The organism is Pseudomonas sp. OV546, assembly GCF_900116845.1.
GTDB lineage: Bacteria > Pseudomonadota > Gammaproteobacteria > Pseudomonadales > Pseudomonadaceae > Aquipseudomonas > Aquipseudomonas petroselini.
The window spans coordinates 151,546-169,818 of sequence record NZ_FPCE01000015.1 but is presented as its reverse complement, the minus strand read 5'-3'; the positions used below and the strand labels follow the sequence as shown (position 1 = coordinate 169,818).

Annotated in this window: 17 protein-coding genes; 9 read left to right on the top strand and 8 right to left on the bottom strand. The window is 61.7% G+C overall.

The window, feature by feature from the left end; genetic code table 11:
* Positions 1-627: 627 nt before the first annotated feature.
* Positions 628-1,314 carry a spermidine synthase gene (locus BM403_RS26970; RefSeq protein WP_046035159.1) on the bottom strand — a complete coding sequence of 229 codons (687 nt, stop codon included), beginning with the start codon at positions 1,312-1,314 and terminating at the stop codon, positions 628-630.
* Between the two features lie 78 nt (positions 1,315-1,392).
* Here BM403_RS26970 and BM403_RS26965 point away from each other — a divergent pair, with 78 nt between their 5' ends.
* On the top strand, positions 1,393-1,671 hold the full coding sequence (locus tag BM403_RS26965) for a hypothetical protein (RefSeq protein WP_025858461.1): 279 nt from the start codon (positions 1,393-1,395) through the stop codon (positions 1,669-1,671).
* On the opposite strand, the gene BM403_RS26960 is transcribed toward BM403_RS26965, so the two are convergent.
* Together BM403_RS26960 and BM403_RS26955 are read right to left on the bottom strand one after the other, a co-directional pair.
* Complete coding sequence (locus BM403_RS26960; protein ID WP_093546027.1) at positions 1,668-2,141, bottom strand: cyclic nucleotide-binding domain-containing protein; 474 nt, start codon at positions 2,139-2,141, stop codon at positions 1,668-1,670. The genes BM403_RS26965 and BM403_RS26960 overlap by 4 nt on opposite strands.
* A 70-nt stretch (positions 2,142-2,211) precedes the next feature.
* Complete coding sequence (locus BM403_RS26955; RefSeq protein WP_093546024.1) at positions 2,212-4,254, bottom strand: S9 family peptidase; 2,043 nt, start codon at positions 4,252-4,254, stop codon at positions 2,212-2,214.
* A 24-nt stretch (positions 4,255-4,278) separates the two neighbouring features.
* Here BM403_RS26955 and BM403_RS26950 point away from each other — a divergent pair, with 24 nt between their 5' ends.
* From BM403_RS26950 to BM403_RS26940, 3 genes are read left to right on the top strand one after another with little or no spacing between them, the layout of a single operon-like run.
* Positions 4,279-4,815, top strand: coding sequence for an MFS transporter (locus tag BM403_RS26950; RefSeq protein WP_093546021.1), 537 nt, complete (start codon positions 4,279-4,281; stop codon positions 4,813-4,815).
* Between the two features lie 30 nt (positions 4,816-4,845).
* Positions 4,846-5,622, top strand: a complete 777-nt coding sequence (locus BM403_RS26945) for a class II glutamine amidotransferase (RefSeq protein ID WP_012722822.1) — start codon at positions 4,846-4,848, stop codon at positions 5,620-5,622.
* Positions 5,623-5,633: 11 nt separating this feature from the next.
* Positions 5,634-6,176 carry a DUF2937 family protein gene (locus BM403_RS26940; protein ID WP_012722823.1) on the top strand — a complete coding sequence of 181 codons (543 nt, stop codon included), beginning with the start codon at positions 5,634-5,636 and terminating at the stop codon, positions 6,174-6,176.
* Between the two features lie 124 nt (positions 6,177-6,300).
* Here the strand turns inward: BM403_RS26940 and BM403_RS26935 are convergent, their stop codons facing one another.
* Positions 6,301-7,224: a LysR family transcriptional regulator gene (locus BM403_RS26935; protein ID WP_093546018.1), complete on the bottom strand. Its 924-nt coding sequence runs from the start codon at positions 7,222-7,224 to the stop codon at positions 6,301-6,303.
* Between the two features lie 176 nt (positions 7,225-7,400).
* Here BM403_RS26935 and BM403_RS26930 point away from each other — a divergent pair, with 176 nt between their 5' ends.
* The 3 genes from BM403_RS26930 to BM403_RS26920 are packed head-to-tail and all read left to right on the top strand — an operon-like array spanning position 7,401 to position 9,747.
* Entirely contained in the window at positions 7,401-8,141 is a 741-nt protein-coding gene (locus BM403_RS26930; RefSeq protein ID WP_093546015.1) for a 5-oxoprolinase subunit PxpA, read from the top strand.
* Positions 8,138-8,842, top strand: coding sequence for a 5-oxoprolinase subunit B family protein (locus BM403_RS26925; protein ID WP_012722826.1), 705 nt, complete (start codon positions 8,138-8,140; stop codon positions 8,840-8,842). Before BM403_RS26930 ends, BM403_RS26925 begins: the two co-directional genes overlap by 4 nt.
* Entirely contained in the window at positions 8,839-9,747 is a 909-nt protein-coding gene (locus BM403_RS26920) for a 5-oxoprolinase subunit C family protein (RefSeq protein WP_093546012.1), read from the top strand. The genes BM403_RS26925 and BM403_RS26920 overlap by 4 nt, the downstream gene beginning before the upstream one ends.
* Positions 9,748-9,819: 72 nt before the next feature.
* Here BM403_RS26920 and BM403_RS26915 read toward each other — a convergent pair whose 3' ends face one another.
* From BM403_RS26915 to BM403_RS26905, 3 genes are all read right to left on the bottom strand, one after another.
* Positions 9,820-10,998, bottom strand: a complete 1,179-nt coding sequence (locus tag BM403_RS26915; protein ID WP_012722828.1) for a vWA domain-containing protein — start codon at positions 10,996-10,998, stop codon at positions 9,820-9,822.
* The gene (locus BM403_RS26910; RefSeq protein WP_012722829.1) at positions 10,998-11,843 is read right to left on the bottom strand and encodes an AAA family ATPase; all 846 of its coding nucleotides are present in this window, start codon (positions 11,841-11,843) and stop codon (positions 10,998-11,000) included. The genes BM403_RS26915 and BM403_RS26910 overlap by 1 nt, the downstream gene beginning before the upstream one ends.
* Positions 11,844-11,942: 99 nt before the next feature.
* Positions 11,943-13,019, bottom strand: a complete 1,077-nt coding sequence (locus BM403_RS26905) for a DUF748 domain-containing protein (RefSeq protein WP_012722830.1) — start codon at positions 13,017-13,019, stop codon at positions 11,943-11,945.
* Positions 13,020-13,145: 126 nt separating this feature from the next.
* Here BM403_RS26905 and cysK point away from each other — a divergent pair, with 126 nt between their 5' ends.
* Positions 13,146-14,120 carry a cysteine synthase A gene (gene cysK / locus BM403_RS26900; protein ID WP_012722831.1) on the top strand — a complete coding sequence of 325 codons (975 nt, stop codon included), beginning with the start codon at positions 13,146-13,148 and terminating at the stop codon, positions 14,118-14,120.
* Between the two features lie 355 nt (positions 14,121-14,475).
* Positions 14,476-15,414: an aspartyl/asparaginyl beta-hydroxylase domain-containing protein gene (locus tag BM403_RS26895; protein WP_093546009.1), complete on the top strand. Its 939-nt coding sequence runs from the start codon at positions 14,476-14,478 to the stop codon at positions 15,412-15,414.
* Between the two features lie 69 nt (positions 15,415-15,483).
* Here the strand turns inward: BM403_RS26895 and acnA are convergent, their stop codons facing one another.
* Positions 15,484-18,225 (bottom strand): aconitate hydratase AcnA, encoded by a 2,742-nt coding sequence (acnA, locus tag BM403_RS26890; protein WP_093546006.1) that lies wholly within the window; start codon positions 18,223-18,225, stop codon positions 15,484-15,486.
* Positions 18,226-18,273 lie beyond the last annotated feature (48 nt).

Genomic DNA, 18,273 nt, shown 5'->3' with positions numbered 1-18,273 from the left:
TGGACGGGGTATGACCCGCGTCCAAGCCTCAAATGTGTAAACGATGTCCCCGGTTTCAGATGTAAACGATGTCTACGGTTCTACACCCCGATGGCGGTGTGTCAGTCGATTCATCAGGTGACTGATTCAGCGCCATCGGGGCCTCGGTATCTACACAATTCTGGGTATGGCGCAGGACCTGTGGCGAGGGAGCTTGCTCCCGTGGCGGCCTGACGGCTGACCTGGATGTTGGATCAGATAGGGTACATATCCGTTATTTAGGTAACGGCCACTATGGGTTCCGCTTTTACAGCGGCTCACTTTTGAAAAGCGCAAAAGTAAGCAAAACGCTCTTGCCCCAACACTCGGCACCTCGCTCACGCTCGGTGTGCCCGTAACCCGACAGGGATTTGTGGGGCCGCCGCCACGCGCCCTCCATGGCGCGGGGCGGCTAAACCGGCATCCCTGCCGGTTTACCCCCCAAATCCCTGTCGAATTCCGGCCAGCGTGTTTGACGGGGCGCCTGAGATCAAAAGCGGGATCAAGATCAAGAGCGGCTCGCTTCGCATCGTGGTTAGCGTTGGGGGGGGCTATAAAGTTGGGTGGATACCTTCGAGCATCGCAGGCACGCCAGTTCCCACAGCTCGTTCAGCCTTTGAGCTTCTCAGCAATCCAGATGGTGTGCCGTGTGCCCTTGTTGCCGTGGGCAAACACTTGCACTTCTTCGGCCTTGAATCCGGCTTTGCGCAGTTTGTCGCTGAACAGTTTATCGGCGCTGGCCGACCACACGGCCAGTACGCCTTTGGGGCGCAGGGCTTTGGCGCACGCCGCCAGGCCGCCGGCGGAGTAGAGCCAGCTGTTGGCTTTTTGGGTGAGGCCTTCGGGGCCGTTGTCCACATCCAGCATGATCGCGTCAAAGCCCTGGGGCTCGGCTTGCAGCACCTTGGCCACGTCTTCCAGGCGGATCACCGTGCGCGGGTCCAGCAACGGGCGGCCGGATTTTTCTCCCAGCGGCCCGCGGTTCCATTCCACGACGCCGGGCACCAGCTCGGCGACGACTACTTCGGCGGTCTTGCCTAAATGCTTGAGTGCCGAGGCCAGGGTAAAACCCATGCCCAAGCCACCAATCAACACCCGCGAACCGGGGCGGCCGGCGACTTTGCGGCAGGGGATTTCCGCCAGGGCGTCTTCGGAGCCGTGCATGCGCGTGTTCATCAATTGGCCGCCGTCACCGCCCTGGATCTTGATGACGAAATCTTCACCGTATTCGAACAGGCACAAGGCACCGCCGTTGTCGGGGATCGGGGTGGTGTCCAGCAGAACGAAACGTTTCATGGAAATCTCATTGGGAAGGGCATTCTTGCGCGGTTGGGAGTAGCCTTACGACATTCCGGTCAGGCCATGGAGCCATCGATGAAGTGCAGCATTCTAACGGTCATTGTGTTGAGCGCGCTCGCCTTGGGTGCGGCGCAGGCTCAGGAGTTGCAAACCGTACCGGTCGCGCCAGCCCCAACGCCAGGCGCACCGGGCACCCCGACGCCGACGCTGTACCCGCAAGTGACCCCGCCTGCCGTGCCCAAGACGAACGGTTCGCCACCCTTGGTGCCCATCGTGCTGCCAACGCCGCCGAAGGACCAGACCGTGCCCGGCCTGCAGCAAAACGACAGCAAGCCGAAGACGCCCGGCGGTTAAAACTGTTGCGAGAGTAATTGGCCGTCGGCCATGCGCAGGCGTTTGGACAGGGCAATAGCGATCGCTCGGATGATCTTGGCGGCCACCCTGGGCGCTTCGTTGAGCATCTTTTCCAGAGCGTCCTTACCCAGGTTCAACAGCACACAATCACTCGCCGCCACGCAACTGGCCGAGCGTCGTTCGCCGTCGAGTACCGCCATTTCGCCAAAAGCCCGGCCACTGCGCAGGGTGGCGATCGTCAGGCGCTGGCCATCGTGGTGGGTTTTCTGCACCGCCACATGGCCGCTGTGGAGGATGCACATGAACGTGCCGGCATCGCCCTCGAGAAAAATCACCTCGTCACGGGCAATGCTGCTGATATTGAAGTAGCCGGCGGCGATGTGAAAATCCTCCGGCAACAGCGGGTCGAACAGGCCGCAGTCCATGAGCATGTCACGGATCTCGGTATTCATATGTGTCGGTAGTGCCATGGCTGCAATCTTGGTCCATCAATCATGTAGGGCGGTCCTGTGTTCAGACAGAACCGCCCGGCTAAGTTCCTTAAACCAGCCCCAGCGCCTTGAACACAAATCCATATTCGAGCGCTACGTCACGTAATCCCTGGTAACGACCGCTCATGCCACCGTGGCCGGCGCCCAGTTCGGTCTTGAGCAACAGCAGGTTGTCGTCGGTCTTGGTGTCACGCAACTTGGCGACCCACTTGGCGGCTTCCCAATATTGCACGCGGCTGTCGTTGTAGCCGGCGATCACCAGCATGTGCGGGTAGGCCTGGGGGCTGACATTTTCGTACGGCGCGTAGGCCTTGATGCGTGCATACACCTCGGGCTCCTGCGGGTTACCCCACTCGTCGTACTCGGTGATGGTCAGGGGCAGTTCCGGGTCGAGCATGGTGTTGAGCACGTCGACGAACGGCACTTCGGCAATCGCCGCCTGGAACAGTGCCGGGCGCTGGTTCAGTACCGCGCCTATCAGCAGGCCGCCGGCACTGCCGCCGCTGATCGCCAGTTGCTTGGAGGTGGTCAGGCCCTGGGCGATCAGGTGTTCGGCGCAGGCGATAAAGTCGCTGAAGGTGTTCTGCTTGTGTTCCTGCTTGCCCGCGCGGTACCAGGCTTCGCCCAGCTCGCCGCCGCCGCGCACATGCGCAATGGCGAAGGCCACGCCACGGTCCAGCAGGCTCAAACGGGCATGGGAGAACCACGGGTCGAGGCTTGAACCGTAGGCGCCGTAGCCGTACAGGTACAAAGGCACAGGTTTGCCGAGCTGGTCGCGCTTGACCACCAGGCTGATCGGCACCTGGGTGCCATCCGCCGAGGTGGCCCACAGGCGTTGGCTCACATAGTCATCGGCGTTGAACACGCCCAGTACCGGCGTTTCCTTGAGCACCTGCTGCGCACCGCTGGCCAGTTCCAGTTGGCGGACCTGGGCCGGTCGGTTCAACGCTTCGTAGCGCAGACGAATCTTGTTGCTGGAAAACTCCAGGCTGTTCTGTACGTAGAGGCTGTAGGCGGCGTCAGGCAATTCCACGCGATAGGCCGGCAGGCCTTCCGGGTGCACTTCGATCACCGGCAGGCCACCGATGCGCAGGCTCAGGGTCATGGCGCTGGTATTCAGGCTCACGCCGTCGAGCATCACCTCGTCGCTGTGGGGGATGAGGTTTTGCCACTCATCCTCGGTCGGCACGTCGCCGATGTCGGTTGCCACGAACAGTGCGTAGTTGATGCCCTCCCGGTTGCTGCGGATAAACCAGGTCCACGCGCCATTCAGCTGGCCGTGGTCGACATCGTATTCGTGGTCCTCGACCCGCGGCGCCAGGCAGGTGAAGTCCAGGTGCGGCTGGTTGGCGTCCAGCGCCCAGACCTCGCTGGTGGTCTTGCTGCCCAGCGACAGCAGCAACTGGCGCTCGGAGCTGGAACGGTAGCAATGCAGGAAAAATCGGCCGTCCGGCTCATGGAACACTTCCTGCGCGGCCGTGCCATCCAGGCGGTAGCGATACAGTTTGTGCGGACGGTGGGTGTCGTCCAGTTCGCCGAAGAACAGCGTCAGGCTGTCGTTGGCCCAGGTCATGCTGCCGTCGCAGTCCTGGAATTCCAGTTCGCTGACCTTGCCGGTCGCCAATTCCTTCACGTACAGGGTGTAGATCTCTTCACCGCTGGTGTCGAGGCTGTAGGCCAGGCGCTGGTGGTCGGGGCTGATGCTGAACGCGCCGAGGGAGAAGAAACCGCCATTGGCCAGCACGTTCGGGTCCAGCAACAACTCCTCGCTGCTGTCATCCACCTGGTTGCTGTCGTCGGCCGGGCGACGGCAGCGGTAGTGACGGGCGTACTCGTCACCGGCGGTGGTGCGGGTGTAGTAGAGATACGGGCCCCACGGCGAGGGCAGGGACAGATCGGTTTCGAGAATGCGGCCCTTGATCTCCTCGAACAGGGTTTCGCGCAGCGCCTGCTGGTCGGCGAGCTGGGCTTCCTGCCAGGCGTTTTCGGCCTTGAGGTGGTCGAGCACCTCAGCGCTGTCACGCTCCTGCAGCCAGGCGTACGGATCTGGGCCTGGGGCCTTGCGGGCAATCGGGGGGAGCGATATAGGCATGGATTATTCTCTATCTGGCGGACGGTGGCAGGCATTGCAGCCGCGACACGCAAAAGCCGTTATCATAGCCGCCTGTTTGCCTACCTTGCCATGGACACCATGACCGAGAACGACTATCTGACCGCTTGGGGCCTTTACACCTTCGCCGCTTTGGGCTGCCTGTTGGTGTGGTGGCGCATGACCCGCTGGATCTGGCGCTGGCTGCGCGAGCCGCTGCAATTGCTGATGGCGGTGCTGTTGTTCAGCCCGACCATCGTCGACCCGGTCAAGACTCAGTTCGCCCCGGCCGTGGCCATCACCGCCCTGGACCTGGTGCTAAAGGTCGGCAACAACGCCTGGCGGGCCATCTCCGATCTGTTCATGTACACCATGATCGCCTTTGGCGTGTACATCGTGTTTGTGCTGATCCGCTGGCCCATCGAGCGCGCCGCCAACGCCCGCCGTGAGCGCAAGGCCGCCGCCGATGCGGCCCTGGCCTCCGAACCGGATGAAGATGAAGACGACGTGCCTTTCCGCCGTCCTGCACCTGTGAGCGGTATGCGCGTAGAACCGCGCCTTTAACGTCGTCCGCCCTGCAGCGAGAGCCCTGGCATGTGTGAATTATTGGGCATGAGTGCCAACGTCCCCACCGACATCGTGTTCAGCTTTACCGGGCTGATGCAACGGGGTGGGCGCACCGGCCCCCACCGTGACGGTTGGGGCATCGCGTTTTACGAGGGCCGTGGCCTGCGTCTGTTCCAGGACCCGGCTGCCAGCAGTGAATCCGAAGTCGCGCTGCTGGTGCAGCGTTACCCGATCAAAAGTGAAGTGGTGATTGGCCATATCCGCCAGGCGAATGTCGGCAAGGTCAGCCTGGCCAATACCCACCCGTTCGTGCGCGAACTGTGGGGCCGCAACTGGTGCTTCGCACACAACGGCCAGCTGGCGGACTTCAAGCCCCGCGCCACCTTTTACCGCCCGGTGGGCGACACCGACAGCGAAGCGGCCTTCTGCGACCTGCTCAACCGCGTGCGCGAGGCCTTCCCTGAACCGGTGGACCTTGAACAGGTGCTGCCGGACCTGATCGCCGCCTGCTCCGAATACCGCAGCAAAGGCGTGTTCAACTGCCTGCTCAGTGATGGCGACTGGCTGTTTTGCTACTGTTCGACCAAATTGGCGCAGATCACCCGCCGCGCACCCTTCGGCCCTGCACGCCTGAAAGATGTCGACGTGATCGTCGATTTTCAGGCCGAAACCACGCCCAATGATGTGGTGACGGTGATCGCCACCGAGCCTTTGACCGACAACGAAAACTGGACCCGCTACGAACCGGGCCAATGGAGCCTGTGGCGACGCGGTGAATGCGTCAGCCAGGGCATCACCGAGTAAGGATATCGCCCATGTTGCTCAGTTATCTGCGGTTGGTGCTGTTTGCCATTGGCCTGTTGGTCGGCGTGCAAGTGCCCGGGTTTATCAACGACTACGCCAAGCGCGTCGAAGCCCACTTGATCGAGGCCCAGACCGGCCTCAGTGGGTTTGAAACCACCGCACGGCAGTTCTTCAACGGTGACTTGAAGGCGTTGGTGGCGCATTACCGTGCCAGTGACGACCCGGTGTTCCAGAGCGACGCCAACAGCCTCGGCGCGATGCTTGACCGCCAGGTGGCGTTGGACAAGCAATTCCAGGCCATGCAAGGCCCGTGGTACATCCGCGCCCTGCAAGTGGCGGTGGCGGCCGACCCCGATATTCGCCAGGAAACCTGGAAGGGCTACAGCTATCAGATTCTGCTGACCCCCGAAGCCATGGGCTGGGGATTGGGCGGGGCGATGCTGTTGTCGTTCGGCATCGAGTGCCTGTTCCGCCTGATCGATTGGGTGGTACTGGGCGGCAAGCGCCTGCGCCAGAGCCGGCCGATCGAAGAGCGAGATCTCAAGGGCCTCTAAAGGTTCAACGCGGGGAAAATGTGGGAGGGGGCTTGCCCCCGATAGGGGAGTGTCAGTCAATAGATCAGTGACTGAACCACCGCCATCGGGGGCAAGCCCCCTCCCACAGTTTTATCCAGTGTCTTCAGTGAGGTTGTGCACTCAGCACCATCCGCTCCGCACCGACCTCCTCGGCATACCGCGCCACCACCTTCTGGCACAACCCCACAATCTCCTCCACCAACTCCACCCCCACGCGCCACGACACCACCACCTGCAAATTCGGCAGTTTCTGCGCCATCGGCAACATCACCAATTCCCCGCGCGCCAGTTCTTCGCGCACCAGCACCGGCGGCAGCGCGCCAATGCCAAAACCATCGCGCAACAACCGCGTAATCGCCGACACCGAATTCACGCAGTTCATCCGTGGCGCGGCCACGCCGTTGGCCTGCATCAGGCTGATAACGTCCTGGTGCGGGTGGGAGTTTTTCGAATACGTGATGATGCGCTCCTGGGCCAGTTCGGCCAGGGAGGCGTAGTCACGGTGGTAGATCGACTGGCTGGCGACGATCCAGGCCATGGGGTGGCTGGCCAGTTCCAGGCTGCGCACGGTTTCGAGGCGCAGCAGGTCGGTTTGCAGGATCAGGTCGAGGAAGCCTTTTTGCAGCTGATCGCTGAGGTTAAGCGCGGTATCGGCGACCAATTCGATTTCCACCAACGGGAAATGGTCCATCAGTTCCGCCACCAGTGGGCTGAGCCAGGTGTGGATCACCGTGTCCATGGCGCCGATCCGAATGCGCCCGACCTTGCTGCTGGTGGTCTCCAGGGATTGCTTCAAGCCCTGCATGGTCACCATCATCTGCTCGGCGTAGTCGAGCACCTTCAAGCCTTCCGGGGTCAGGCTCACGCCACGCGAATCGCGCAGAAACAGCTTCACCCCCAGCTCGCTTTCCAGCACCGCGATGCGGCTGGAGATCGACGCCTGGGTGGTGAACAACTTCTCGGCGGTCAGGCGGAAACTCTTGAGCTTGGCCACCCAGACGAAGGTTTCGAGGAACTTCAAATTCATGGGATCAACTTTTTCTTATGCATGGATCGGTTTTTATTAGTTGGACGCCGTACCGGGCCAGCGCCAAAAATCGAGCCATTCCACGATAAGCGCCGTTGGGGTGCCAGGACAAGTTGCGAGTTCTGTGTAAAAAATCCCACACTACAAAAAAATAAAGCCTACAGGAGCGACAGACCGTGAGCCGACTTTTACTGAATTGCGACATCGGCGAAAGCTTTGGTAACTGGACCATGGGTCTGGACGCCGAGGTCATGCCGTTCATTGATTGCGCCAACGTGGCCTGTGGCTTTCATGCCGGCGACCCGAGCATCATGCGCAAGACCGTCAGCCTGGCGCTCAAGCATGGCGTGCAAGTCGGCGCGCACCCGGCGTATCAGGACCTGCAAGGTTTCGGTCGCCGCTCCATGGCCTACACCCCCCAGGAAATCCAGGACCTGTTGCACTACCAGATAGGTGCGCTCGACGGTATTTGCCGGGCCCAAGGTGGGTGTGTCAGCTACGTCAAACCCCACGGCGCGATGTACAACGACATGATGGCCAACCCGGCCCAATTGCGCGCGGTGATCCAGGCCGTGGCGGCCTACGGCGAACTGCCGCTGATGCTGCTCGCCACCCGCGACAACAGCGCGGCCCAGGCCCTGGGCGACGAATACGGTGTAACCCTGTGGTTCGAAGCCTTCGCCGACCGCGCCTACGACAACAAGGGGCACCTGGTCTCGCGCCAACTACCCGGTGCCGTGCACCACGATTCCGACACCATCGTGCAGCAAGCCCTGAACATTTCCCGCGGCGAAGCGCTGATCGCCAGCGACGGCAGCCCCCTGGTGCTGCAGGCCAATACGCTGTGCGTACACGGTGACAACGCCAGCTCGGTCGCGGCGGTGCAGCGCATCCGCGAGGCAGTGAAGCCAGCATGAAGCCACGGATTGAAGTGGTGGCCATCGACTGCCTGATGGTGCGCCTGTTTGATGCAATCGCCGAAACCAACATGCCGTGGATGCTGGCCGCGACCCAACGGCTGCGCAGCGGTTTTGGCGCCGCATTGGTCGACTTGGTGCCGTCCTACACCACCTTGATGGTGCATTACGACCTCAGCGCAGTGAGCCCGGCCCAGGCACGGGAGCTGATCGACCTGGCCCTCACCGACCTGCAGCCGCAGGCCCAGGGCAGCGGCCAATGTCATGTGCTGCCGGTGTGGTACGACCTGAGCGTCGGCCCGGAATTGACCTTGCTCAGCCAGCGCAGCGGCCTGGCCATCGACGACGTGATTCGCCGTCACAGTGCCCACGAATACCAGGTGTTTGCCCTCGGCTTCGCCCCCGGCTTTGCCTTTATGGGCCTGGTGGATGAAATTCTTGCCACCCCGCGCCTCAACACCCCACGCAAACGCGTGGCGGCCGGCAGCGTCGGCATCGCCGAACGGCAAACCGCCGCCTACCCGGTGGTGTCGCCAGGCGGCTGGAACCTGATCGGGCGCACGCCGGCCAAACTCTTCGACCGCGAGCGCGAGGGCTACAGCCTGATGCAACCGGGCGACACCGTGCGCTTCGAGGCGGTCGACCGCGCTGAATTCATCACATTGGGTGGCGACGACACGCCGTTGGAGGCGCAGGCATGAGCTGCTTGATTATCGAGGCCAGCACGCCGCTGTGCCTGTTGCAGGACGCCGGTCGCTTTGGCGTGCGCCATTTGGGCGTGACCCAGGGCGGGGCGCTGGATTGGGTGTCGATGTCCTGGGCCAACTGGCTGCTGGGCAACGCGCTGGACGCGCCAGTGGTGGAAATCACCTTGGGCGGCTTTACCGTGCAGGCCCAGGAGTATTGCCTGCTGGCCCTGGCCGGTGCGGACCTGGGCGCCTATATCGACGAACGCGCCATCAGCTCCGGCCGCAGTTTTATCCTGCAAAAGGGCCAACGCTTGCGTTTCACGCAGCCGTTCAGCGGCGCGCGTGCCTACCTGGCGGCGCCCGGCGGGTTTGATGCGCCGGAGGTGCTCGGCAGTTGCGCCACCGTTGTGCGTGAGGAACTGGGCGGGCTGGACGGTTTCGGCAAGGCGCTGGCCGAAGGCGGGCGGTTGGCCTATTCCGGTACCGGCGGTGCGATGAAGGTGCTGAGCGCGCAGACGTTGCCGGCCAAGGCGCCGCTGGACGTGATCGTCGGCGCACAGATCGGCCAGTTCAGCGGCCAGAGCCTGTTCGATGCGTTCAACACCGAATGGGCTCTCGACAGCCGCGCCGACCGCATGGGCATGCGCTTGCTGGGCACGCCGTTGCAGTACCAGGGGCCGTCGCTGATTTCCGAGGGGATTCCGTTGGGCGCGATCCAGGTGCCGCCGGATGGGCAGCCGATTGTGTTGCTCAATGACCGGCAGACCATTGGCGGCTATCCGCGCCTGGGGGCGTTGACGCCGTTGTCGCTGGCACGGCTGGCGCAGTGTCTGCCGGGGGAGAAGGTGAGGTTGGCGCCAGTGGTGCAGGAGACGGCGCATCGGCAGCACATCGAGTATTTACGCCGATTTGCATAACACCGCATTTAAAATGTGGGAGGGGGCAAGCCCCCTCCCACATTAGATTTCCTGCATTATTGCGGGCGCCGCCTATTTGGAGAGAAACCGCATCCCTTCTTCCAGCCCGCGCAATGTCAGCGGATACATCTGATCCTCCACCAACTCCCGCACAATCCCCGTCGACGCCGTATACCCCCACGTGTCCTTCGGGTACGGGTTAATCCAGATGAGCTTCTTGTACTTGGCCATGAAGCGCTGCATCCAGACATATCCTGGCTCTTCATTCCAGTGCTCGACACTGCCGCCCGCCTGGGTGATTTCATACGGCGCCATCGACGCATCGCCGATAAAGATCACTTTGTAGTCGGCGCCGTACTTGTGCAGCAGGTCCTGGGTCGAGGTGCGTTCCGAGGTGCGGCGCTGGTTGTTCTTCCACACCGACTCGTACACGAAGTTATGGAAGTAGAAGTACTCCAGGTGCTTGAACTCGGTCTTGCACGCGGAGAACAGCTCTTCGCAGATCTTCACGTGGGCATCCATCGAGCCGCCGATATCGAACAGCAACAGCAGCTTGATGGTGTTGCGCCGCTCCGGGCGCATCTGGATATTCAGCAAACCGGCGTCGCGGGCGGTGTGGTCGATGGTGCCGTCGATATCCAGCTCTTCCGCCGCACCCTGGCGCGCAAACTTGCGCAGGCGGCGCAGGGCGATCTTGATATTGCGCGTGCCCAGTTCGACCTGATCGTCGAGGTTCTTGTACTCACGCTGGTCCCAGACCTTCACGGCCTTGCCCTGGCGCTTGCCGGCATCGCCGACGCGGATGCCTTCCGGGTTGTAACCCCCGGAGCCAAACGGGCTGGTGCCGCCGGTGCCAATCCACTTGTTACCGCCGGCGTGGCGTTCCTTCTGTTCTTCCAGGCGTTTCTTGAATTCCTCGATCAGCTTGTCCAGGCCGCCGAGGGACTGGATCTGCGCGCGCTCCTCATCGGTCAGCGAGCGTTCGAACTCTTTGCGCAGCCAGTCCTCGGGAATCAGCGCCTGCAAGTGGTCGTCGAGTTTTTCCAGGCCGTTGAAGTAGGCGCCGAAGGCCCGGTCGAACTTGTCGTAGTGCCGCTCGTCCTTGACCAGGATCGCCCGGGACAAGTAGTAGAACTCGTCCATGTCGGCGAAGGTCACGCGTTGCTTGAGCGCGTTGATCAAGTCGAGCAGCTCGCGCACCGACACCGGCACCTTGGCGGCCCGCATTTCATTGAACAGGTTGAGCAACATCAGCGATTACCGCGACGGCTCATGAACGCCAGACGCTCCAGCAATTGCACGTCTTGCTCGTTCTTCACCAAGGCACCGGCCAGCGGCGGGATGGCCTTGGTGGGGTCGCGCTCGCGCAGCACGGCTTCGCCGATATTGTCAGCCATCAGCAGCTTGAGCCAGTCGACCAATTCGGAAGTGGAGGGCTTTTTCTTCAGGCCCGGCACCTTGCGTACGTCGAAGAACACGTCGAGGGCTTCGCTGACCAGGTCTTTCTTGATGTCAGGGTAGTGCACATCCACGATCTTTTGCAGGGTGGCGCGGTCGGGGAAGGCGATGTAGTGGAAGAAGCAGCGGCGCAGGAACGCGTCCGGCAGCTCTTTTTCGTTGTTGGAGGTAATGATGATGATCGGGCGTTTCTTGGCCTTGATGGTCTCGTCGATTTCGTAGACGTAGAACTCCATCTTGTCGAGTTCTTGCAGCAGGTCATTGGGGAACTCGATGTCGGCCTTGTCGATTTCATCGATCAGCAGGATCACCCGCTCCTCGGACTCGAAGGCCTCCCAGAGCTTGCCCTTTTTCAGGTAATTGCGCACGTCGTGCACCTTGTCCACGCCCAGCTGCGAGTCGCGCAGGCGGCTGACCGCGTCGTACTCGTACAGGCCCTGATGCGCCTTGGTGGTGGACTTGATGTGCCAGGTGATCAGCCTGGCGCCGAAGGATTCGGCCAGTTGCTCGGCGAGCATGGTCTTGCCGGTGCCGGGCTCGCCCTTGACCAGCAGTGGCCGCTCCAGGGTGATGGCGGCGTTGACGGCCAGTTTCAGGTCATCAGTGGCAACGTAGGCCTGGGTGCCTTCGAACTTCATCGGTCATTCCTCGAATTCATCAATGCCCGGACTATACCGCGCGGCCCCGGCGACTGTGAACGCAGGCGGATTATTCAGTCTCTGAATGACCGGTCACCTTCAATCCGCCGAGGGCTTGGGTTGTTCATAACGCGCATTGAAGGCCTGGATAAACCCGTTGCGCAAAATCGCCAAAAACGCCGAGAACGCGCTGACATTTTGCTGATGCACGCTGCCACTGAGCTCCACGCGGGTGGCGAACTGGTTCTTGCTCTGGTTTTTCAGCACGGTCTCACTGGCGCCGACCACGGCTTCCCAGATGGAGCGGAAGATGTTCTTGTCTTTGTTTTCCACGTCTTGTTTCCAGTCGAACACTTCTACATCCCGCAGCAACGGCTTGATGTAGCCGGTCAACTGGCCTTTTTCGGCCTGGGCTTCAATGACCACGTCGCCCGTGCCGGCCTTGAAATCGAACTTGCCGTAGGCCGAGGCGAAGTCATTCATGCGCTTTAACTGCAAGTCTTTGGCGCGGAAACGGAATTCGAACTCTTCGAAGTCGCTCAACGGGTCAAAGGTGGCGGTGGCTTCCAGCGGCGCCTGGCCTTGCAGCAACGCCTTGCCTTCAAAGCGCGCGTCACGCTTGCCTTTGACGTCGACCACATTGGTCAGGTTGAAGAAGCTTGCGTTGACGTCCGTGGCGTTGATGTTGACCTGGGGCTTGGAACTGAAGTTATGAAAGGCGATCTTGCCCTCTTCGATACGCACCTCGTTCAAGGTGATCGGCAGCAGTTTGCTCAGCTGTTCCTGCCAGTCGGTGCCTTTACCGGTCTGGGACGCCTGTTTGTTGGCCCCGCCGTCGACGAAGTTGATCTCCGGTCTTACAAAGTGCCCCTCGGCCACCACCGCATGGTCGTACCACAGCGAATGCCAGCTCACGGCGAACTCGATCAGCGGCGCCTTGACGAACGGGACGGGCACCTTGCCGTCCACTTTGACGATTTGCAGGCCGTTGATCCGGTAGGCGCCGCGCCATAGGGCCAGGTCCACATCGGCCACCTGGCCGCGGTAATCGCCCATGTCGGCGAGCTTTTCATTCAGGTAATTGCGCACCAGGTAGGGCAGTGCAATGTTCACGGCGACCAGCACCACCACCAGCCCGGCGACGGTCCATAGCGGCCAACTGTAGCGACGTTTCATGGGGAGGGTCCTCTGTCCGTATAGGGCATGGACTGCCGGGAGCGCCGCAACGTTCCGCCGACTGGACGCCTCCGAGCCTGAGGCATACCCTTGGGGCCTTCCGGAAATCGAGCAATAGGACCCGTTATGAGCCGTATCTTTGCAGACAACGCGCACTCCATCGGTAACACGCCCCTGGTGCAGATCAACCGTATCGCACCGCGCGGCGTGACCATCCTGGCCAAGATCGAAGGGCGCAACCCGGGCTACTCGGTGAAGTGCCGCATTGGCGCAAACATGATCTGGGATGCCGAAAGCACCGGCAAACTCAAGCCCGGCATGACCATTGTCGAACCCACTTCCGGTAACACCGGCATCGGCCTGGCGTTTGTCGCTGCGGCCCGTGGCTACAAGCTGCTGTTGACCATGCCGGCGTCCATGAGCATCGAGCGGCGCAAGGTCCTCAAGGCTCTTGGCGCCGAACTGGTGCTGACCGAGCCGGCCAAGGGCATGCCCGGTGCCATCGCCAAGGCCGCTGAAATTGTTGCTGGCGACCCGGCGACCTATTTTATGCCGGGCCAGTTCGAAAACCCGGCCAACCCGGCGATCCACGAGAAAACCACCGGCCCGGAAATCTGGAACGACACCGATGGCGCCGTGGACGTGCTGGTCGCGGGCGTGGGGACAGGCGGTACGATTACCGGCGTATCGCGCTATATCAAGAACATCGCGGGCAAGCCGATCCTGTCGGTGGCCGTCGAGCCGGTTGTCTCGCCGGTGATCACCCAGGCGCTGGCGGGCGAAGAGATCAAGCCCAGCCCGCACAAGATCCAGGGCATTGGCGCCGGTTTCGTGCCGAAGAACCTGGACTTGTCGATGGTCGACCGCGTTGAATTGGTGACCGACGACGAATCCAAGGCCATGGCCCTGCGCCTGATGCAGGAAGAGGGGATTTTGTGCGGTATTTCCTGCGGCGCCGCCATGGCCGTGGCAGTGCGCCTGGCCGAAAAACCGGAAATGCAAGGCAAGACCATCGTGGTGATCCTGCCGGACTCCGGTGAGCGCTACCTGTCCAGCATGCTGTTCAGCGATTTGTTCACCGAGCAAGAGAACCAGGCTTGATGCATGTCCTGTGGTGATTAGGCTTACTGTGGTGAGTGGGCCTGTTGTGGTGAGCGGGCTTGTTGTGGTGAGTGGGCTTGTTGTGGTGAGCGGGCTTGCCCCGCGCTGGGCTGCGAAGCGGCCCTCACACCCGTCACCGCGTTTATCGCTGGAGAAATGCGGTGGCCTTATTGGGGCCGCTTCGCAGCCCAGCGCGGGGCAAGCCCGCTCACTACAACGAAGCCGCTCACCACAGTCATCGGTTGATGTGCGTCAGCGCTATTAAGCTAGGCCTTCTGCATAATGGCCCAACTGTTTATCATGGCCGGCTGCTACGTCTGCTGTTGGCCAGGCGATTATTTCCAGGAGTTGCTGCATGACCTTTTCTTTGGCCGCCAAGCTGTCGGTACTGGCGTTGTTTATCGGCAGCACGCTGTATGTGCACCTGCGCGGCAAGGCGCGTTTGCCGATGTTGCGCCAGTTCGTCAACCATTCGGCGCTGTTCGCCCCGTATAACGCCTTGATGTACCTGTTTTCGGCCGTGCCGTCCAAGCCGTACCTGGACCGCAGCAAGTTCCCGGAACTGGATGTGCTCAAGGACAACTGGGAAGTGATCCGCGAAGAGGCCATGCACCTGTTCGACGAGGGTTACATCCGCGCGGCGGAAAAGAACAACGATGCCGGCTTCGGTTCGTTCTTCAAGAAGGGCTGGAAGCGTTTCTACCTCAAGTGGTACGACAAACCCCTGCCATCGGCCGAGGCGCTGTGCCCGAAAACCGTGGCGCTGGTGAGCAGCATTCCCAACGTCAAGGGCGCGATGTTCGCGCTGTTGCCGGGCGGCAGCCACCTGAACCCGCATCGCGATCCGTTTGCCGGTTCCCTGCGGTACCACCTTGGCCTGTCCACGCCGAACTCCGACGACTGTCGCATTTTCGTCGACGGCCAGGTGTACGCCTGGCGCGACGGTGAGGACGTGATGTTCGACGAGACCTACGTGCACTGGGTCAAGAACGAAACCGAGCAGACCCGTGTGATTCTGTTCTGTGACATTGAACGGCCGCTGAGCAATCGCGTGATGACCCGTATCAACCGTTGGGTCAGCAAGCAATTGGGCCGCGCGACGGCACCGCAGAACCTGGATGACGAGCGCGTTGGCGGGATTAACCAGGCGTATGCCTGGAGCAAGACCTTCAGCGACAAGTTCAGTGGTGTGGTCAAGCAGTGGAAGCGCAAGCACCCGAAGGCCTACCGCATTGCGCGGCCGGTGCTGGCTGTAGTTGTCTTTGTACTGCTGTGGAAGTGGCTGTTCGGCTGATCTGAAAGGTTAAACGCGGTCAAAATGTGGGAGGGGCTTGCCCCCTCCCACATTGGTTTTGCGGTGCTCTTAAGATGCGATCAGTTGGCGTAGCACATAGTGCAGAATCCCGCCCGCCTTGAAGTACTCCACTTCATTCAGCGTATCGATCCGGCACAGCACCTCGACTTTCTCGCTGCTTCCATCCTCCCGTGTAATCACCAGCGTCAGGTTCATGCGCGGGGTGATCTCTACGTCGGTCAGGCCGAGAATGTCGATCCTCTCCTTGCCGGTCAGCTTGAGCGACGTGCGGTTCTGATCCAGCTTGAACTGCAACGGCAGCACGCCCATGCCTACCAGGTTGGAGCGGTGAATCCGCTCGAAACTCTCGGCGATCACCGCCTTGACGCCCAGCAAGTTGGTGCCCTTGGCCGCCCAGTCACGGCTGGAGCCGGTGCCGTATTCCTGGCCGGCAATCACCACCAGCGGCGTGCCCGAAGCCTGGTATTTCATCGCCGCATCGTAGATCGGCATTTTCTCGCCGGTGGGGATATACAGCGTATTACCGCCTTCTTCGCCGCCGAGCATTTCATTGCGGATACGGATATTGGCAAAGGTGCCGCGCATCATCACTTCATGGTTACCACGGCGCGAGCCGTAGGAGTTGAAATCGCGTGGCACCACGCCTTGCTCGCGCAGGTAGCGGCCGGCGGGGCTGTCGGTCTTGATATTGCCGGCGGGGGAGATGTGGTCGGTGGTGACCGAATCGCCCAGCAGGGCGAGCACGTTGGCGCCTCGGACGTCCTTGATGACCGGCAAGGGACCTGCGATGTCATCGAAGAATGGCGGGTGCTGGATGTAGGTGGAGTCCTTCTGCCACACGTAGGTGGCGGCCTGTGGCACTTCAATGGCTTGCCACTGTTCGTCACCGGCAAACACCTCGGCGTATTCCTTGTGGAACATGCCGGTGCTGACTTGGGCCACCGCGTCGGCGATCTCTTTGCTGCTCGGCCAGATGTCCTTGAGGTACACCGGGTTGCCGTCCTGATCGTTACCCAGCGGCTCGCTGCTGATATCGATGCGTACGGTGCCCGCCAGAGCGTAAGCCACCACCAGCGGCGGCGAAGCCAGCCAGTTGGTTTTCACCAGCGGGTGCACGCGGCCTTCGAAGTTGCGGTTGCCGGACAGCACCGACGCCACGGCAAGGTCGGCTTTCTGGATGGCCTTTTCGATCGGCTCGGGCAACGGCCCGGAGTTGCCGATACAGGTGGTGCAGCCATAACCCACGAGGTCGAAGCCAAGTTTGTCCAGGTACTGGGTGAGGCCCGCGGCCTTGTAGTAGTTGGTGACCACTTTGGAACCGGGTGCCAATGAGGTTTTCACCCAGGGCTTGCGGGTCAGGCCCTTTTCCACGGCCTTTTTCGCCACCAGCCCGGCCGCCATCATCACGCTGGGGTTGGAGGTGTTGGTGCAGGAGGTGATCGCGGCGATCACCACCGCGCCGTTTTTCAGGCGATAGGTCTGGCCGTCGTATTCGTAGTCGGTTTCCCCCACCAGGTCGGCATTGCCCACGGCAACCCCGCCGCCGCCTTCGCTTTCGAGGCGACCTTCCTCCTTGTTGGCGGGTTTGAATTGCAGGTCGAGGAAGTCGCTGAACGCTTGGCCGACATTCGGCAGGGACACACGGTCCTGCGGGCGTTTCGGCCCGGCCAGGCTAGCTTCGACACTGCCCATGTCGAGGGCGAGGCTGTCGGTGAACACCGGTTCTTGGCCAGCGTTGCGCCACAGGCCTTGGGCCTTGGTGTAAGCCTCTACCAACTTCACGGTTTCTGCCGGACGGCCGGACAGGCGCAGGTAGTCCAACGTCACTTCATCCACTGGGAAAAAGCCGCACGTGGCGCCATATTCCGGGGCCATGTTGGCGATGGTGGCACGGTCGGCCAGCGGCAGGTCCGCGAGGCCGTCGCCGTAGAATTCGACGAACTTGCCCACCACGCCTTTTTTACGCAGCATCTGGGTCACGGTCAGCACCAGGTCGGTGGCGGTGATGCCCTCTTTCAATTTGCCGGTGAGCTTGAAACCGATCACTTCCGGGATCAGCATCGACACCGGCTGGCCGAGCATCGCCGCCTCCGCCTCGATACCGCCCACGCCCCAGCCGAGTACGCCGAGGCCGTTGATCATGGTGGTATGGGAGTCGGTGCCGACCAAGGTGTCCGGGAAGGCATAGGTGCGGCCGTCTTCGTCTTTGGTCCAGACCGTGCGGCCGAGGTATTCGAGGTTGACCTGGTGGCAGATGCCGGTGCCCGGCGGCACCACGCTGAAGTTGTCGAAGGCGCTCTGGCCCCAACGCAGGAAGGCGTAGCGTTCGCCGTTACGCTGCATCTCGATGTCGACGTTCTGCTCGAAGGCATCGGCGTTGCCGAATTTGTCGACCATCACCGAGTGGTCGATCACCAGGTCAACGGGGGAGAGCGGGTTGATGCGCTGCGGGTCGCCCCCGGCCTTGGCCACGGCGGCGCGCATGGCGGCCAGGTCGACCACGGCAGGAACGCCGGTAAAGTCTTGCATCAATACCCGGGCCGGGCGGTACTGGATCTCGCGGTCGGACTGGCGCTCTTTGAGCCAGGCGGCGATGGCCTTGAGGTCGGCGCCGGTGACGGTCTTGTTGTCTTCCCAGCGCAGCAGGTTTTCCAGCAGCACCTTGAGGGACATCGGCAGTTTATCCAGGTCACCCAGGCTCTTGGCGGCTTCGGGCAAGCTGAAGTAGTGATAGGTCTTGTCGTCGATTTGCAGGGTTTTAAGGGTTCTCAGGCTATCAAGGGATGACATTACATGACTCCTTATGGTCCGCACGGCTACGGACCTGACGGGACGAAC

Bases quoted from the DNA above. Each gene is read 5' to 3' on its own strand.
- BM403_RS26960 (WP_093546027.1), bottom strand. From the start codon at position 2,141: ATGGCACTACCGACACATATGAATACCGAGATCCGTGACATGCTCATG.
- BM403_RS26955 (WP_093546024.1), bottom strand. From the start codon at position 4,254: ATGCCTATATCGCTCCCCCCGATTGCCCGCAAGGCCCCAGGCCCAGAT.
- BM403_RS26895 (WP_093546009.1), top strand. From the start codon at position 14,476: ATGACCTTTTCTTTGGCCGCCAAGCTGTCGGTACTGGCGTTGTTTATC.
- cysK (WP_012722831.1), top strand. From the start codon at position 13,146: ATGAGCCGTATCTTTGCAGACAACGCGCACTCCATCGGTAACACGCCC.
- BM403_RS26940 (WP_012722823.1), top strand. From the start codon at position 5,634: ATGTTGCTCAGTTATCTGCGGTTGGTGCTGTTTGCCATTGGCCTGTTG.
- BM403_RS26970 (WP_046035159.1), bottom strand. From the start codon at position 1,314: ATGAAACGTTTCGTTCTGCTGGACACCACCCCGATCCCCGACAACGGC.
- BM403_RS26945 (WP_012722822.1), top strand. From the start codon at position 4,846: ATGTGTGAATTATTGGGCATGAGTGCCAACGTCCCCACCGACATCGTG.
- BM403_RS26910 (WP_012722829.1), bottom strand. From the start codon at position 11,843: ATGAAGTTCGAAGGCACCCAGGCCTACGTTGCCACTGATGACCTGAAA.
- BM403_RS26915 (WP_012722828.1), bottom strand. From the start codon at position 10,998: ATGTTGCTCAACCTGTTCAATGAAATGCGGGCCGCCAAGGTGCCGGTG.
- acnA (WP_093546006.1), bottom strand. From the start codon at position 18,225: ATGTCATCCCTTGATAGCCTGAGAACCCTTAAAACCCTGCAAATCGAC.
- BM403_RS26925 (WP_012722826.1), top strand. From the start codon at position 8,138: ATGAAGCCACGGATTGAAGTGGTGGCCATCGACTGCCTGATGGTGCGC.
- BM403_RS26965 (WP_025858461.1), top strand. From the start codon at position 1,393: ATGAAGTGCAGCATTCTAACGGTCATTGTGTTGAGCGCGCTCGCCTTG.
- BM403_RS26935 (WP_093546018.1), bottom strand. From the start codon at position 7,224: ATGAATTTGAAGTTCCTCGAAACCTTCGTCTGGGTGGCCAAGCTCAAG.
- BM403_RS26905 (WP_012722830.1), bottom strand. From the start codon at position 13,019: ATGAAACGTCGCTACAGTTGGCCGCTATGGACCGTCGCCGGGCTGGTG.
- BM403_RS26920 (WP_093546012.1), top strand. From the start codon at position 8,839: ATGAGCTGCTTGATTATCGAGGCCAGCACGCCGCTGTGCCTGTTGCAG.